This is a genomic window from Nocardioides sp. CCNWLW239, assembly GCF_037137035.1.
Taxonomy (GTDB): Bacteria; Actinomycetota; Actinomycetes; order Propionibacteriales; family Nocardioidaceae; genus Nocardioides.
Map to the genome: position 1 here is coordinate 203,122 of NZ_JBBBNW010000008.1, position 15,821 is coordinate 218,942.

The window sequence follows — 15,821 nt, forward strand, 5'->3', positions numbered from 1 at the left end:
GGCAGCGGTCTGCTGCAGGGCCAGCAGGTCTTCGGACTCGGGATCGACCGGCGCGAGACGCCTTCCCAGGCCCGAGAGCCCAGTGGCACAGTGTCCCGTCCGTCACCCACACCGCTGCGCGTCAGTCCCGGACTCTCACCGGGTTCCCGTGCCGGGACTACGTCCCGAGCGGCTGGCCCGACGACCGTAGCAGGCGCGCCCACGCGCCCGTGCGAACGCCCTCAGCGCTCGCGGTGAGCGCTGAGCCCGTCCTGCCCGGGCGCGACCGAGTCGTGGAGCCTGATCGTGTGGTCGTACTGCTCGTCGACCATCGGTCGATAGGCGATCCGCGGTTCGGTCATCACGCCTTCGAGACGTACGCGCAGATCGGCCTCGATCCGCGCCATGGCCTCGGGGTCCACGGTGTCGGCGTCGGTGATCAGGTGCGGGCGCAGCGCGTCCATGCCGGTGTACCAGAAGGTGCCGTGCAGCAGCGGCCACAGCACGTCCTCGATGTGACCGCTGATCCCGCGTGGGCCGAGGGTCGCGGCCCGGTCCCCGGCGGTGACGACGGTCAGGGCGCGTTTGCCGACCAGGCCGCCCTTGCCGTACTTGAGCGGCTTGCCGGTCTCCGGATCCGGTACGTCGAAGGCGAACCCCGACTCGAAGACCCGGTCGATCCAGCCCTTGAGGATCGCCGGCACCGAGTACCACCACAGCGGGAACTGCACGACCAGTAGATCGGCCTCCCGCAGGCGGTCCTGGTGGTGGCGTACGTCTGCCTCGCCCCGTTCCACCAGAAGGGGATTGAAACCTTCTCGATAGAGGTCGATCTCATCGACGGTCCAACCGCCCGCGACGAGAGCGTTCCGGCCGATCTCCTGCAGCCGCCCGTTGAGCGACGACGCGTTCGGATGTGCCCATACCCAGAGTGCGTGCATGGGTCTCTGAACGCGGTCTGGCGCGGTCCGATTCCCACCTGGAGGCCCGTGGGCCTCGACCCGTTCTGACGACAAAGTCCGAACCTCGCTCAAATTAGCGGCCGAAGAGTGTTGACGTATGTGATTGCCATCACTAGCGTAAACCAGGCTTGAAACCTTTCAATTCGAGGAGCTGCCCATGCTGGACACACCCGCCGCACTGGAGCTGCGGGACGTGGCCAAGTCCTTCGGCCCCGTACGCGCCCTCCGGTCCGGAAGTCTCCGGGTCGAGGCCGGTTCCATCCACGCGCTCGTGGGGGAGAACGGGGCCGGGAAGTCGACCCTGGTCAAGATCGTCGCCGGGCTCTACCGCCGCGACTCGGGCGACTACCTGCTCGCCGGGGAGCAGGTCGACTTCCGCAACACCGCCGACGCCAAGCAGGCCGGCGTCGCGGTCATCTACCAGGAGCCGACCCTCTTCCCCGATCTCTCGGTCACCGAGAACATCTTCATGGGACGCCAGCCGACCAACCGCTGGGGCCGGATCGACCGCGCCGCGATGCGCACCGAGGTCGTCGAGCTGTTCGCCAGGCTCGGCGTGCCGATCGAGCCCGACCGCCCGACCGAGGGCCTCTCGATCGCCGACCAGCAGCTGATCGAGATCGCCAAGGCGCTCTCTCTCGACGCCAAGGTCCTGATCATGGACGAGCCGACCGCGGCCCTGTCCGGCAACGAGGTCGACCGGCTGATGGCCGTGGCGCGCACGCTGCGCGACCAGGGCTGCGCCGTCGTCTTCATCTCGCACCGCTTCGACGAGGTGTTCGCGCTGTGCGACACGATCACGGTGATGCGTGACGGCGCCTACATCTCCACCGACCCCATCTCCGAGGTCACCGAGGACGAGATCGTCCAGCGCCTGGTCGGACGAGAGGTCTCCGACCTCTACCCGAAGCTCGAGGCGACCGTCGGCAAGCCGTTGCTCGAGGTCAGGGGTCTCACCCGCACCGGCCTGTTCCACGACATCAGCCTCACCGTCCATGAGGGCGAGATCGTCGGCTTGGCCGGCCTCGTCGGCGCCGGACGCAGCGAGGTCGCGCAAGCGATCTTCGGGGTCGACCCCTACGAGAGCGGCGAGGTCACCCTCGACGGGCAGCCGGTCCCGCCGGGTGACCCGAGACGGGCGATCGAGATGGGTCTGGCATTCGTGCCCGAGGACCGTCGCCAGCACGGTCTCGTCCTGGACGCACCGATCTCACGCAACATCACCCTGCCGACCAGCCGCCGGCTGGCACGCACCGGCCTGATCAGCACCGGCATCGAGAACCGCTCGGCCGCCGACTGGGCAGCCCGGCTCGAGGTCAAGGCCGCGACGCTCGACACCCTGGCGGGCACCCTCTCGGGCGGCAACCAGCAGAAGGTCGTCCTGGCCAAGTGGCTCTCGACCCGGCCCAAGGTGCTGATCATCGACGAGCCCACCCGAGGCATCGACGTCGGCACCAAGTCCGAGGTCCACCGGCTGCTCTCGACCCTGGCACAGGAGGGTCTCGCGATCCTGATGATCTCCTCCGAGCTCCCTGAGGTGCTCGGGATGGCCGACCGGGTGATCGTCCTCAGCGAGGGCCACCAGACGGCCGAGCTGAGCCGCGAGGACGCGACCCCTGAGGCCGTCATGCGCGCGGCGACGGCCCACCACTCCACCACTCTGAACGTCAGCGAGGCATCATGACCACCACGCTCGACGCGCCCGCCCCGGCCGCGCCGCAGCCACGCCACCGAGCCACCAGCCGGCTGACCTGGCTCCTCAAGCAGCGTGAGACCGGCATCGCCGTCGCCTTCATCGCGCTGCTGGTGGTGACCACGGCGGTGAACCCCAACTTCCTGTTCAGCACGGACGGTTGGCGCGATCTCACCCTGACCCCCGCGATCCTCGTCTGCCTGGCCATCGGCCAGGCGATGGTGATCGTCACCCGCAACGTCGACCTCAGCGTCGGCTCGACGCTCGGGCTGACGGCGTACCTTTCCGGCCGGCTCTTCCTCGACACCGGGCTTCCGGTGCTCGTCGTCGTCCTGATCGCCGTTGCCGCGGGCGCCCTGCTCGGGCTGGTCAACGGGGTGCTGGTCGCCTTCGCCAAGGTGCCGGCGCTGGTCATCACCCTCGGCACGCTCTACATCTACCGCGGCATCATGCTCGAGTGGGCCGGCAGCGACCGGATCAACGCCTCCGACATCCCGCCCGGGCTGCTCGACTTCGGCACCGGATCCTTCCTGTTCATCCCGAACCTCGCCTGGATCTCGTTCGCGCTGCTCGCCGTCGCGATCTACCTGATGCGCTCCACCCGGGTCGGCCGCGAGTTCTACGCGATCGGCTCCGACCCCGACGCGGCCACTCTCTACGGGCTGCGGGACAAGCGCCGGGTCCTGCAGGCGTTCGCGACCTCGGGCGCGCTCGCTGGACTCGCCGGGATCCTGTACGTCTCCCGTTACGGCACCATCAGCTCCGGAGTCGGCCAGGGCATCGAGCTCGAGGCCGTCGGCGCAGCCGTCGTCGGTGGCGTGGCCATCTTCGGCGGCAGCGGAACCGTCCTCGGGGCGGCCCTGGGGGCCTACCTCCTCACCACCATCAACCGGGCGCTCCCGGTCCTGGGCATCCCCGACTTCTGGCAGCAGGCCGTCGTCGGTGCGCTGATCATCGGCGCGATCGTCCTGGACCGCTACTTCGCCCGCCGCCAGCACGACAAGCTCCTCGCAGAGAGGGAAGATTCATGAGTGCTCTGCTCTCCGAGAAGGCACCGGCCCGGACGTACGCAGCACACGCCAAGCCGTGGTGGCAACGCACCCTGATGACCAGGGACGCGGCGATTGTCGCCCTGCTCGTGGTGGTGTGGACGTACGCCTCGATCGCGATCCTCAACTTCTCCGACCCGATCACGGTCTACTTCCTGGTCCTGGACATCACGCCGATCCTGCTGATCGCGCTGCCGATGACGCTGATCATCATCACCGGCGAGATCGACCTCTCGGTGGCGAGCGTCGTGGGGCTCTCCAGCGTCCTGTTCGGGGTGCTGCACCGCGAGGGCGTGCCGATGGTCGCTGCGATGGTGCTCGCGCTGCTCGCGTGCGCGGTCGCCGGAGCGTTCAACGGCGTCTTGGTCACGCGCTACGGGCTGCCGTCGCTGGCGGTCACGATCGGCACGATGGCGCTCTTCCGCGGCATCGCGGTCGGCGCGCTCGGCACCACCGCGATCACGGACTGGCCGGACTCCTGGGGAGACGCCGTCCAGGCCCGGATCGGCGACACCCAGATCCCGCTGATGACGATCCCGCTGGTCGCGCTGATCGTGGTCTTCGCGGTCATCCTGCACTTCACCCCCTTCGGCCGGGGCATCTTCGCCGCCGGTCTCAGCAAGGACGCGGCCCGCTTCTCGGGCGTCAACGTCGACCGTACGAAGCTGATCCTGTTCACGCTCAGCGGGCTGGTCTCGGGGCTGGCGGGCATCTACTTCACGCTGCGCTACGGCAGCGCGCGGGGCGACAACGCCACCGGGTTGGAGCTCCAGGTCATCGCGGCCGTGCTGCTCGGCGGGGTGTCCATCTTCGGTGGCCGCGGTGCGATCCCCGGGGTCATCGCCGGCGTCGTCCTGATCGGGACCATCGGCAGCGCGCTGCGCCTCGACGGGCTCAGCGCCAACCTCATCCAGATCATCACCGGCGTACTTCTCATCGCAGCGGTCATCGCGGCCAGCGTCCTCGGCTGGACCGGTCGCATCGTCGGCACCTATCGCCGGCAACTGAGCTCGGACGAACCATCCTCGAAGAACTCAAAGAAATCGGAGTGAGAGACATGACCAGCAAGTTCCGACGCGCCGGCAGTGCCGTCGCCATCGTTGCGGCCCTCGGCCTCGCCCTGTCCGCCTGCGGTGGCGGGAGCGGCAGCGGCAGCGATGGAGAGGGTGGCGGCGACACCAGCAGCATCACCTTCATCCCGAAGAACCTCGGCAACCCCTACTTCGACGCCTCCGACGCGGGCGGCAAGAAGGCCGCCGAGGAGATCGGCACCGAGTGGAAGCAGGTCGGCCCGACCGAGTCGACGCCCGACTCCCAGGTCAGCTTCATCAACACCGCGACCCAGCAGCGCGCCGGCGCCCTGGTCGTCTCGGCCAACGACCCGACCGCCATCGGCGACGCCCTGGAGGAGGCTCGCAACGCCGGCACCAAGGTCGTCACGATGGACTCCGACACCGAGCCGCAGTTCCGCGACGTCTTCGTCAGCCAGGCCGACGCCGCCGGCATCGCCAAGAGCCAGGTCGACCTGATCGCCGAGCAGATCGGCGACAAGGGGGAGATCGCGATCCTCTCCGCGGCCGCCAACGCCACCAACCAGAACGAGTGGATCAAGCTGATGGAGGAGGAGCTGGCTGCCAACCACCCCGACATCAAGCTCGTCGACACCGTCTACGGCAACGACGACGACCAGACGTCCTTCGACAAGACCGCCGGCCTGCTGCAGTCCCACCCGAACCTCAAGGGCATCATCAGCCCCACCACGGTCGGCATCGCCGCAGCCGCGCGATACCTCTCCGACTCGCAGTACAAGGGCAAGGTCTCGCTGACCGGTCTCGGCACCCCGAACCAGATGCGGGAGTACGTCAAGGACGGCACCGTCAAGGCCTTCGCGCTGTGGGACCCCGAGCAGCTCGGCTACCTGTCCGCGTTCGCTGCCGACGCGCTCGCCTCCGGAGACATCGAGGGCAAGGAAGGCGACACGTTCGAGGCCGGTGAGCTCGGTGAGTACACCGTCGGCGCCGACGGCGTCATCGTCCTGGGAGAGCCGACGGTCTTCGACGAGTCGAACATCGACGACTTCGACTTCTGAGCGCACCGTTCGCGTGTAACACGCTGTTCGTAGTTCTACTCGCCTTGTATAACGACCGGATAGTGCTCCGAACGACGTGTTACCCGACCTCGCCGCCGAGCTGTGACGACAGCTCGGCGGCGTTCCTCGTGCGGTGCACGGGCCGGGGGACTGTCAGGAACGGCGGCCGAGGGTGGAGGCCCGCGCGACGAGCTCAGGGGTGAACAGGACCTGCTCGTGCTGGTGGCCGGGGTCGCCGACCTCGTCGAGGAGCAGCTCGGCGGCGCGGCGGCCGAGGTCCTGGCGGGGCTGGCGTACGGAGGTGAGCGGAACGGCCGCGGCGGCGGCGAACTCGATGTCGTCATAGCCGACGATGGCGAGATCGCCAGGCACGGTGCGCCCGCTGGAGATCGTCTGCTGGAGCAGCCCGAGCGCAATCAGGTCGTTGGCGCAGAACGCAGCCGTGGGGCGGCGCCGGGCGGGCAGTCCGACCAGCCGTTCGCCGGCCGCGCGGCCGGCGGCGACCGTCGGGGCCTCGCAGGAGAGCGTGATCAGGTCCTCGGGCGGGAGCCCGGCCTCGGCCCAGGCCTGTCGGGCGCCCTCGCCGCGGTCACGGACCTGTCCGATGGACTCCGGCCCCCCGACGTACGCCACCCGCTTGTGGCCCGAGTCGACGAGATGCTCGACGGCCAGCCGCCCGCCCAGGACGTCGTCGACGGCGACGGAGCAGAACGACGACCCGGCCCGGGTGCGGTCGACGATGACGACCGGTGTGCCCCGCTCGATCAGCTGGTCGAGCTGCGGGTCGTCGGGGTCGACCGGGGTGATCAGGATGCCTTGGACCCGCTGCTGCTGCAGGTGGGCCAGGTGGGCGCCCTCGCGGGCCGAGCGGCCGTCGCTGTTGCACAGGAACAGCGAGAGCCCGGCCTCCTCGGCGGCCAGCTCGATCCCACGGGCCACATCGGTGAAGAACGGGTTCCCGGCGTCGAGCATGACGTAGGCCAGCGACTGGGTGCTGCCGGTGCGCAGGGAGCGCGCCGACTCGTTGCGTACGAAGCCGAGTTCCGCCATCGCGCGCTCCACCCGCTCACGTGTCGTCCGGCTGACCCGGTCGGGGCGGTTGAGCACGTTGGAGACCGTGCCGAGGGAGACGCCTGCGGTGGCCGCGACGTCCTTGACCGAGGCGCTGCGCGGGTTGCCCGCACCTGGGGTGATCGCCACCTGGGCTCCTTCCTGAAACGTTCAATCGCAGCATAGGCCGTGGGCGGCGCTGTGACGAGGAAGCGCGCGAACGGGATTGACCGATGTCGGACATGCTCATTAGCGTCGTTGCCTAAATCGTTTCATCGGAGGTCGTCATGGAGCGCGTCTGCTTCCAGCTGCAGGTCAAGCCCGAGCGCATCGAGGAATACAAGCGGCGCCACGCCGCGGTCTGGCCCGACATGCTCCGGGCGCTCGCAGAGACCGGCTGGCACAACTACTCGCTGTTCCTCCGCCCCGACGGCCTGCTCATCGGCTACGTCGAGACCCCGTCCATCGAGGCTGCTCGAGCCGGGATGGCGGCCACCGAGGTCAACGCCCGCTGGCAGGCGGAGATGGCGGAGTTCTTCGAGGACCTCGACGGCGTCGCCCCCGACGAGGGCTTTCTCCGCCTCGAAGAGGTCTTCCACCTCGAGGACCAACTCACCCCCTGACGCCGAGGAGTCAGTTCTCGACGCCGAGAGGTCAGTTTCTGACCTCGAGGCGTCGATTTCTGTACGCCGGAATGGGGCTGCGGCCAAAAACTGACTTCTCGCGGCCAAGAACTGACTTCTCGCGGTCGAAAACTGACCTCTCGCGGTGAGCGCTGAAACGGAACGAAGTTCGCGCTGCTCTTGACGCACGTGACGTGCGCCACTAACGTCGGATGCGCGCTTTGAAACCTTTCAACCGCACACAGAGAGGCTCTCCGATGACGACGTTCGACCAGATCTCGGGCGACCTGGCCGCCCTCGAGATCGAGGTCCCCTCGTGGGCCTACGGAAACTCGGGGACCCGGTTCAAGGTCTTCGGCACCCCGGGCACACCGCGCACCCCCGAGGAGAAGGTCGCCGATGCGGCCACCGTCCACCGCTTCACCGGCCTGGCGCCGAGCGTCGCGCTGCACATCCCGTGGGACCGGGTCGACGACTACGCGGCGCTCCGCAGCTACGCCGAGGACCAGGGGATCGCGCTCGGCACGATCAACTCCAACACCTTCCAGGACGACGACTACAAGCTCGGCGCGCTCACCCACGCCGACGCGAAGATCCGGCAGAAGGCGATCGACCACCACTTCGAGTGCATCGAGGTGATGAACGCGACCGGCTCGCGCGACCTGAAGATCTGGCTCGCCGAAGGGTCGAACTACCCCGGCCAGGCCGACATGCGCGGCCGCCAGGACCGGCTCGCCGAGTCCCTCGCCACGATCTACGAGCGCCTCGGTGAGGAGCAGCGCCTCGTGCTCGAGTACAAGTTCTTCGAGCCGGCGTTCTACCACACCGACGTACCCGACTGGGGCACCTCGTTCGCCCAGGTCAGCGCCCTCGGTGACCGGGCCGTCGTGTGCCTCGACACCGGCCACCACGCGCCCGGCACCAACATCGAGTTCATCGTGATGCAGCTGCTGCGGCTCGGGAAGCTCGGCTCCTTCGACTTCAACAGCCGCTTCTACGCCGACGACGACCTGATCGTCGGTGCGGCCGACCCGTTCCAGCTCTTCCGGATCATCGCCGAGGTGGTCCGCGGCGGTGGCTTCAAGCCGGTGAATGAGGGCGGCGTCGCCTTCATGCTCGACCAGTGCCACAACATCGAGAAGAAGATCCCGGGCCAGATCCGGTCCGTGCTCAATGTCCAGGAGATGTCCGCACGGGCGCTCCTCCTCGATACCGAGGCCCTCGCTCAGGCGCAGGAGGACGGCGACGTACTCCTGGCCAACGAGATCTTCATGGACGCCTTCTACACCGACGTACGCGCCGACCTCGGCGGGTGGCGTGAGGACCGCGGCCTGCCCGCGGACCCGATGCGCGCCTACCTCGCCAGCGGCTACCAGGAACAGATCGAGGCCGCTCGAGTCGGCGGCACCCAGGCGGGCTGGAGCTGAATGTTCGTCAAGGTACGCAGACCAGCCGTCACTCCCCATGCGGAACTCCGCGTGGGAGGTGACTGCTCGGCTGCATACCTAGACGAACGGCGCCCCGGCTCCCACGCGACCCCACACCAAGACCAAGGGAAGCAATGACCACTGCAGAAGACCTGATCGCGCGCTCGAACCGTCTCGGCGCGGATCCGAAGAACACCAACTACGCCGGCGGCAACACCTCCGCCAAGGGCACGGCGACCGACCCGGTGACCGGCCAGGACGTCGAGCTGCTCTGGGTGAAGGGCTCCGGCGGCGACCTCGGGACCCTCAAGGAGAGCGGCCTCGCCGTGCTCCGGCTCGACCGGATGCGCGCGCTCGTCGACGTCTACCCGGGCGTCGAGCGCGAGGACGAGATGGTCGCCGCGTTCGACTACTGCCTGCACGGCAAGGGCGGTGCGGCGCCGTCTATCGACACCGCGATGCACGGCCTGGTCGACGCGAAGCACGTCGACCACCTCCACCCCGACTCCGGCATCGCGATCGCGACGGCCGCCGACGGCGAGGCGCTGACCACCACGATCTTCGGCGACCAGGTCGTCTGGGTGCCGTGGCGCCGCCCCGGCTTCCAGCTCGGTCTCGACATCGCCGAGATCAAGGCGAAGAACCCGCAGGCGATCGGCTGCATCCTCGGTGGTCACGGCATCACCGCGTGGGGCGACACGTCCGCGGAGGCCGAGAAGAACTCGCTGTGGATCATCGACACCGCGGCCGCCTACATCGAGGCGCACAGCAAGGCCGAGCCGTTCGGCCCCGCGCTCGAGGGCTACGCGGCGTTGCCGGAGGAGGAGCGGCGTACGAAGGCCGCTGCTCTGGCCCCCACGATCCGGGGCATCGCCTCGGCGGACCAGCCGATGGTCGGCCACTTCAACGACTCCGAGGTGGTCCTGGACTTCCTCGCCCGCGAGGCTCACCCCCGTCTGGCCGAGCTCGGCACGTCGTGCCCTGACCACTTCCTGCGCACCAAGGTCAAGCCGCTGGTCCTCGACCTCCCGGCCACTGCGACCCTCGAGGAGAGCGTCGCCCGGCTGAAGGAGCTCGCGGTGACCTACCGCGAGGACTACCAGGCCTATTACGACCGGCACAAGGACGCGAACAGCCCCGCGATCCGCGGCAAGGACCCGCTCATCGTCCTGGTCCCCGGCGTCGGGATGTTCTCCTTCGGCAAGAACAAGCAGACCGCCCGGGTGGCGGGGGAGTTCTACGTCAACGCGATCAACGTGATGCGCGGTGCCGAGGGGCTCTCGACGTACGCCCCGATCGACGAGTCCGAGAAGTTCCGGATCGAGTACTGGGCGCTGGAGGAGGCCAAGCTCCAGCGGATGCCGGCCCCCAAGCCGCTCGCGACCAGGGTCGCCCTGGTCACCGGCGCCGCCTCCGGCATCGGCAAGGCCACCGCGAAGCGGCTCGCCGCCGAGGGCGCCTGCGTCGTGATCGCCGACCTCGACCTGGCCAAGGCCGAGGCCGCCGCCGCCGAGATCGGAAACAGCGATGTGGCCGTCGGCCTCGCCGCCGACGTCTCCGACGAGGCCGCCGTGCAGGCGATGTTCGACGCCGCGGTGCTCGCCTTCGGCGGCGTCGACCTGGTCGTCAACAACGCCGGCCTGTCGCTGTCGAAGTCGCTGCTGGAGACCACCGAGCGCGACTGGGACCTCCAGCACGACGTGATGGCCAAGGGCTCGTTCCTGGTCTCGAAGGCCGCCGCGAAGGTGCTGATCGAGCAGGAGATGGGCGGCGACATCGTCTACATCTCCTCGAAGAACTCGCTCTTCGCCGGCCCGAACAACGTGGCCTACGGTGCCGCGAAGGCCGACCAGGCCCATCAGGTCCGGCTGCTGGCGGCCGAGCTCGGCGAGCACGGCATCAAGGTCAACGGGATCAACCCCGACGGCGTGGTCCAGGGCTCCGGCATCTTCGCCGGGGGCTGGGGTGCCAAGCGCGCCGAGGTCTACGGGGTCAAGGAGGAGGAGCTCGGCAAGTTCTACGCCCAGCGCACCCTGCTCAAGCGCGAGGTGCTCCCGGAGAACATCGCCAACGCCGTCTTCGTGCTCTGCGGCCCGGACCTGACGCACACCACCGGGCTGCACGTCCCTGTCGACGCCGGCGTCGCGGCCGCCTTCTTGCGATGAGTGGGCCACGCATGTTCATCGAGGTATGCAGCCGACCCGATGCTTCCCAAGCGGAGCTCCCCGTGGGAAGCGCAGGTTGGTCTGCATACCTTGACGAACCGACGCCGCCGACCCCGAGGAGCAACCCGTGACCGTACGCGTCGCCGCGGTCGACCTGGGTGCCACCTCCGGCCGGGTCATGTCCGGCCGGATCAGTGGCGACCGGGTCGAGCTCGACGAGATGCACCGCTTCCCCAATGCGGCGGTACGCGTCCACGGCTCGCTCTTCTGGGACGTGCTCGGCATCCATCGCGAGGTGCTCACCGGCATCCGTGAGGTCGCCCGGACCGGGCCGCTGCACGGCATTGGGATCGACTCCTGGGCCATCGATCACGGGCTGCTCGACCACGACGGCCAGCTCCTCGGCCAGGTCTTCAGCCACCGCGACGCCCGCGTCGAGGGGATCGCCGAGAAGGTCGTCGCGCAGATCGGCGCGGCGACGCTCTACGGCACCACCGGCATCCAGCAGCTCCCGTTCAACACGATCTACCAGCTGGTGGCGGCCCGAGGCACCACCGCCCTCGACGCCGCGGAGACGATGCTGCTGCTGCCGGACCTGCTCGGCTACTGGCTGACCGGTGCGATCGGCGCGGAGCGCACCAACGCCTCGACCACCCAGCTCTACGACGTCCGCCAGGGCACCTGGGCGGTCGACCTGTGCCAGGAGCTCGGGCTCCCCGAAGGGATCCTCCCGCCCCTTCGGGACCCGGGCTCCCTCCTCGGTACGCTGCTGCCCGAGGTCGCCGGCGAGCTGGGCGCCTCGTCGGATGTGCCGGTCGTGGCGGTCGGCTCGCACGACACCGCCTCGGCGGTGGTCGCTGTCCCCGCCGAGACGCGCGACTTCGCCTACATCTCCTCGGGCACCTGGTCGCTGGTCGGTCTCGAGCTCGACCAGCCGGTGCTGACCGAGGCGGCCCGGCTCGCCGACTTCACCAACGAGGTCGGCGTCGACGGCACCATCCGCTTCCTCAAGAACGTGATGGGCCTGTGGGTCCTGTCCGAGTCGCTGCGCTCGTGGAGCGAGCGGCGCCACCAGGGCACGGAGCTGCGCTCGCTGCTCGCGGCTGCGGCGGAGCTCGAGCCGCTGCGTACGGTGGTCGACATCAACGACCCGCGGCTGCTCTTCCCGAGCACCCCGGCCGACCCGATGCCGGAGCGGATCGCCGCGCTGGCCGCGGAGTCCGGCGAGGCGATCCCGCGCTCGCCGGCGGCGGTCACCCGCTGCATCCTCGACAGCCTCGCGGTCGCCTACCGCCGCCACGTCCGCACCGCCGCCGACCTGGCGGGCACCGCACCCGAGGTCGTCCACGTCGTCGGCGGCGGCTCTCAGAACGAGCTGCTCTGCCAGGTCACCGCGGACGCCTGCGGCCTGCCGGTTCTCGCCGGTCCGGTCGAGGCGGCCGCGCTCGGCAACGTCCTGATCCAGGGCAGGGCTCTCGGGGCCGACCTGTCCGACCTGACCGCGATGCGAGATCTCGTCCGCCGCTCCTACGACGTACGCCGCTTCGAGCCGCGCGACGGCCTCGACTGGGCCGCCGCAGAAGCCCGCATCTCCTGACCCTGCTCCCCGAAGGCACCCCCCATGACCGACTTCCTCTCCACCGCCCGGCTCAGCCGCCGCGCGCTCTTCGGCACCGCGGCCGCGACCATCGGCACCGCTGCCGCCGGCGTCACCGCGACCGCCGCCGCGACCCCCGCCGGGGCCACGGCCGCAACGGGCGCCACCGGGCTCCCTGACGCCTTCGTCAAGGCCTTCCGCAAGCCGGGCACCGCCACCGCCGCGGGCTTCCGTTGGTGGTGGCCGCACGGGCTCGTCGACCCGGTCGAGATCGCGCGAGAGGTCGACCAGGTCGCCGACGCCGGCTTCGGCGTGCTCGAGGTCGCCGACGTCACCCACAGCCTGCGTGCCCGCGACATCGACATCGACGTCGCGACCCACGGGTGGGGGACCGCACCGTGGGTGGCCGGCGTCAAGGCCGCGCTCGCGCAGGCGGCGAAGCGGGACGTACGCGTGGACCTGACGGTCGGCCCGTCGTGGCCGGCCGCGGTCCCGACGATCACGCCCGATGACGATGCCGCCTGCACCGAGCTCGTGCACGGTCAGGCGGTCGTCAGTGCCGGGTCGTCCTACGATGCAGCGCTTCCCGAGCCCGTCGTGGAGCCGGCGTCGTCGGTGACCCGTGCGGAGCTGGTGACCGTGCAGGCGCATCGCGTCACCGGCTACGTACGCGACCGCAACAACAACATCACCAGCACGATCCTCGACCCGGCCTCCTACCAGGATCTCAGCGCGAGCGTCGAGGGTGAGCACCTCACCTGGACCGCGCCGGCCGAGCCGGCCGGTGCCACCTGGGTCGTGCTGGCGACCTGGCAGCGGGGCTCGGGCCAGGAGCCCGAGGCCGGCCCGCACACCTCGCCGCGGGCCTACGTGGTCGACCACTTCAACCGCCGCGGCGCCCAGAAGGTCATCGACCTGTGGCAGGAACGGGTGCTCGACGGCGAGCTGCGCACCCTCCTCCGTGCCGCGGGCGGCTACCTCTTCGAGGACTCCCTCGAGATCGAGACCGAGGCGACGATCTGGACCCGCGACCTCCTCGACGAGTTCGAGACGAAGCACGGCTACGACCTGCGGCCGTGGCTGCCGTTCGTGCTGGAGAAGGACGAGAAGTACCAGTTCTCGATCGCGGCCGCCGACCCCACCGCCGCCGACAACCTGCGCACCAACGAGATCCGCGACGACTACAACATCGTGCTCTCCGACCTCTACCGCGACCAACATCTGCGCCCGATGCAGGAGTTCGCGAAGACGCTCGGTATGGGGATCCGGATCCAGCCCTACGGTCTCGAGACCGACACCATGCAGCACGCGGCCGTGGTCGACGTACCGGAGACCGAGTCCCTGGGATTCAAGAACCTGGACGACTACCGGGTGATGGCCGCCGGACGCGACCTCGCCGGCCACACGGTCCTGTCCTGCGAGGCGATCTGCTACAACGGCGCGGCCTACAACACGACCTGGGGCGCCGACAGCACCAGCCCGACCGCCCAGAACCAGGCGCTGTTCACGATCAACAGCATCTTCGTCGCCGGCGTGAACCAGCTGATGATCCACGGCTTCCCCTACGCGAAGGCGCCCGAGGTCACCTGGCCGGGCTTCGCGGCCTTCTCGCCCTACTACAACGGCGCGATCGGCTTCGGCGAGGCCTGGGGACCGCGCACCCCGCAGTGGCAGCACATCCCCGGCATCGCCGCCTACCTCGCCCGGACCCAGCTGGTCCTGCAGACCGGTGCTCCGAAGTACGACGTTGCGTTCTGGCGCCACAAGGGCTGGGCCTCCACCGGCATCGGCCCGCAGTGGATCACCAACAACGGCACCAAGCTCGGCTGGTCGCACTCCTTCGTCAGCGCCTCGTTGATCGCGCTCGACGGGGTCGACGTCGCGAACGGTCGTCTGGCACCGGACGGCCCCGCTTACAAGGCCGTCGTCGTCGGCCCCGACAACCTGCGCAGCAACGCGTTCACCATGGAGCTCGACGGCGCGAAGCGGCTGCTCGCGCTCGGCCGCAAGGGTCTGCCAATCGTGCTCATCGGCGACTGGACGCAAGCGACCGCGGCCGGTCGCGACGATGCCGCTGCGACCGCCGAGGTGCGCTCGCTGATGGCCCAGATCGGCGCACTGCCGACGACTCGCACGGTGCCCGAGGCCGAGGTCGGCAACGCGCTGGCCGCGCTCGGTGTCGTACGCGACGTCGAGCACGCCGACTCCACCCTCATGCACGTCCGGCGCGTCGCCGGGAAGGTCGACCTCTACTACCTCGCCAACGCCCGGCACGCCGAGAACCGGCGGCTCAACCCGGTGCAGCAGGACGTGTGGCTGACCGCCACCGACCGCGCCGCCGTGCCGTGGCTGCTGGACGCGTGGACCGGGCAGGTCACCCGGATCGCCGGCTACGAGCGTGCCGGAGATCGCGTACGGGTCCGCGTCGACCTCGTGCCCGGCCAGTCCACCGTGGTCGCCCTCGCGGCCCCGGGCGCGGGTGTCGCCCGCTCCGTACTCCCCGTCGCCACCGCTGGTCAGACCGTGGTGGCGCGGGGCGCCAACGTCGCGCTGCGGACCACGACGGCCGGCGCGTTCGAGGTCGAGAAGGCCGACGGGAGGACGGCCACGGTCGTCGTCGACCGCGTCCGCGCACCCGTCGTGCCGCAGTCGTGGAGCCTCGAGGTCGAGGACTGGAAGCCCGCGAGGCCGGGCGACCCGACCGACCTCGCGACGACCAAGGAGAGCACCATCCACGACCTCGCCTCGCTGCAGGCCTGGTCGAAGATCGCCGGCCTCGAGGACGTCTCCGGCATCGGCCGCTATCGCGCCACCGTCGACCTCGGTGACGACTGGACCGCCGACGACGGCGCGTTCCTCGAGCTCGGCGAGGTCAACGACACCTTCCGCGTCCGCGTCAACGGCGCGCTGTTGCCGCCGTGCGACCCGATGGACCCGGTCGTCGACCTGGGCCACGCCCTGGTGCCCGGCACCAACACGATCGAGATCGAGGTCGCCTCGACGCTGCTCAACCGGCTGCGCACCGTCACCCCGTCCGTCTACGGCGTCGCGACCAGACAGAGCTACGGGCTCGCCGGACCCGTGCGGCTGGTGCCTTACGTCGAGAAGGTGGTGACCGGATGAGCGCGAGGACGTCGCGGATGCGAGCCCACCACCCATCCGTCATGTCCGTCGTCATGTCCGTCGT

Annotated in this window: 11 protein-coding genes and 1 riboswitch; of the genes, 9 read left to right on the forward strand and 2 right to left on the reverse strand. The window is 69.6% G+C overall.

The window, feature by feature from the left end; all coding sequences use genetic code 11:
- Positions 1-5 precede the first annotated feature (5 nt).
- Positions 6-192: riboswitch (cobalamin riboswitch) on the reverse strand.
- A 29-nt stretch (positions 193-221) separates the two neighbouring features.
- Positions 222-920 (reverse strand): NAD(P)H-dependent oxidoreductase, encoded by a 699-nt coding sequence (locus tag WBG06_RS24520; protein WP_336740118.1) that lies wholly within the window; start codon positions 918-920, stop codon positions 222-224.
- 178 nt (positions 921-1,098) lie between these two features.
- Here WBG06_RS24520 and WBG06_RS24525 point away from each other — a divergent pair, with 178 nt between their 5' ends.
- Genes WBG06_RS24525 through rhaS form a run of 4 tightly spaced genes read left to right on the forward strand, consistent with a single transcriptional unit; the run spans position 1,099 to position 5,772 of the window.
- Positions 1,099-2,625, forward strand: coding sequence for a sugar ABC transporter ATP-binding protein (locus WBG06_RS24525; RefSeq protein ID WP_336740120.1), 1,527 nt, complete (start codon positions 1,099-1,101; stop codon positions 2,623-2,625).
- Complete coding sequence (locus WBG06_RS24530) at positions 2,622-3,665, forward strand: ABC transporter permease (RefSeq protein WP_336740122.1); 1,044 nt, start codon at positions 2,622-2,624, stop codon at positions 3,663-3,665. Before WBG06_RS24525 ends, WBG06_RS24530 begins: the two co-directional genes overlap by 4 nt.
- Entirely contained in the window at positions 3,662-4,735 is a 1,074-nt protein-coding gene (locus WBG06_RS24535; RefSeq protein ID WP_336740124.1) for an ABC transporter permease, read from the forward strand. Before WBG06_RS24530 ends, WBG06_RS24535 begins: the two co-directional genes overlap by 4 nt.
- A 5-nt stretch (positions 4,736-4,740) precedes the next feature.
- The gene (gene rhaS / locus WBG06_RS24540) at positions 4,741-5,772 is read left to right on the forward strand and encodes a rhamnose ABC transporter substrate-binding protein (RefSeq protein WP_336740126.1); all 1,032 of its coding nucleotides are present in this window, start codon (positions 4,741-4,743) and stop codon (positions 5,770-5,772) included.
- Positions 5,773-5,925: 153 nt separating this feature from the next.
- Here the strand turns inward: rhaS and WBG06_RS24545 are convergent, their stop codons facing one another.
- The gene (locus WBG06_RS24545) at positions 5,926-6,972 is read right to left on the reverse strand and encodes a LacI family DNA-binding transcriptional regulator (RefSeq protein WP_336740127.1); all 1,047 of its coding nucleotides are present in this window, start codon (positions 6,970-6,972) and stop codon (positions 5,926-5,928) included.
- Positions 6,973-7,109: 137 nt separating this feature from the next.
- Between WBG06_RS24545 and WBG06_RS24550 the strand changes: the two genes are divergently transcribed.
- The 5 genes from WBG06_RS24550 (at position 7,110) to WBG06_RS24570 (ending at position 15,757) form a co-directional block, all read left to right on the forward strand.
- Positions 7,110-7,445: an L-rhamnose mutarotase gene (locus WBG06_RS24550; protein WP_336740129.1), complete on the forward strand. Its 336-nt coding sequence runs from the start codon at positions 7,110-7,112 to the stop codon at positions 7,443-7,445.
- A 257-nt stretch (positions 7,446-7,702) separates the two neighbouring features.
- On the forward strand, positions 7,703-8,872 hold the full coding sequence (rhaI, locus tag WBG06_RS24555; RefSeq protein ID WP_336740130.1) for an L-rhamnose isomerase: 1,170 nt from the start codon (positions 7,703-7,705) through the stop codon (positions 8,870-8,872).
- Between the two features lie 134 nt (positions 8,873-9,006).
- Complete coding sequence (locus WBG06_RS24560) at positions 9,007-11,037, forward strand: bifunctional aldolase/short-chain dehydrogenase (protein WP_336740131.1); 2,031 nt, start codon at positions 9,007-9,009, stop codon at positions 11,035-11,037.
- 127 nt (positions 11,038-11,164) lie between these two features.
- Positions 11,165-12,634: a rhamnulokinase gene (locus WBG06_RS24565; RefSeq protein ID WP_336740133.1), complete on the forward strand. Its 1,470-nt coding sequence runs from the start codon at positions 11,165-11,167 to the stop codon at positions 12,632-12,634.
- Between the two features lie 24 nt (positions 12,635-12,658).
- On the forward strand, positions 12,659-15,757 hold the full coding sequence (locus WBG06_RS24570) for a glycosyl hydrolase (protein ID WP_336740134.1): 3,099 nt from the start codon (positions 12,659-12,661) through the stop codon (positions 15,755-15,757).
- The last annotated feature ends 64 nt before the right edge of the window (positions 15,758-15,821 follow it).

What these genes read in the sequence shown, in the direction of transcription:
- rhaI (WP_336740130.1), top strand. Translation starts at nt 7,703, where the DNA reads ATGACGACGTTCGACCAGATCTCGGGCGACCTGGCCGCCCTCGAGATC.
- rhaS (WP_336740126.1), top strand. Translation starts at nt 4,741, where the DNA reads ATGACCAGCAAGTTCCGACGCGCCGGCAGTGCCGTCGCCATCGTTGCG.
- WBG06_RS24550 (WP_336740129.1), top strand. Translation starts at nt 7,110, where the DNA reads ATGGAGCGCGTCTGCTTCCAGCTGCAGGTCAAGCCCGAGCGCATCGAG.
- WBG06_RS24525 (WP_336740120.1), top strand. Translation starts at nt 1,099, where the DNA reads ATGCTGGACACACCCGCCGCACTGGAGCTGCGGGACGTGGCCAAGTCC.
- WBG06_RS24520 (WP_336740118.1), bottom strand. Translation starts at nt 920, where the DNA reads ATGCACGCACTCTGGGTATGGGCACATCCGAACGCGTCGTCGCTCAAC.
- WBG06_RS24570 (WP_336740134.1), top strand. Translation starts at nt 12,659, where the DNA reads ATGACCGACTTCCTCTCCACCGCCCGGCTCAGCCGCCGCGCGCTCTTC.
- WBG06_RS24560 (WP_336740131.1), top strand. Translation starts at nt 9,007, where the DNA reads ATGACCACTGCAGAAGACCTGATCGCGCGCTCGAACCGTCTCGGCGCG.
- WBG06_RS24535 (WP_336740124.1), top strand. Translation starts at nt 3,662, where the DNA reads ATGAGTGCTCTGCTCTCCGAGAAGGCACCGGCCCGGACGTACGCAGCA.
- WBG06_RS24530 (WP_336740122.1), top strand. Translation starts at nt 2,622, where the DNA reads ATGACCACCACGCTCGACGCGCCCGCCCCGGCCGCGCCGCAGCCACGC.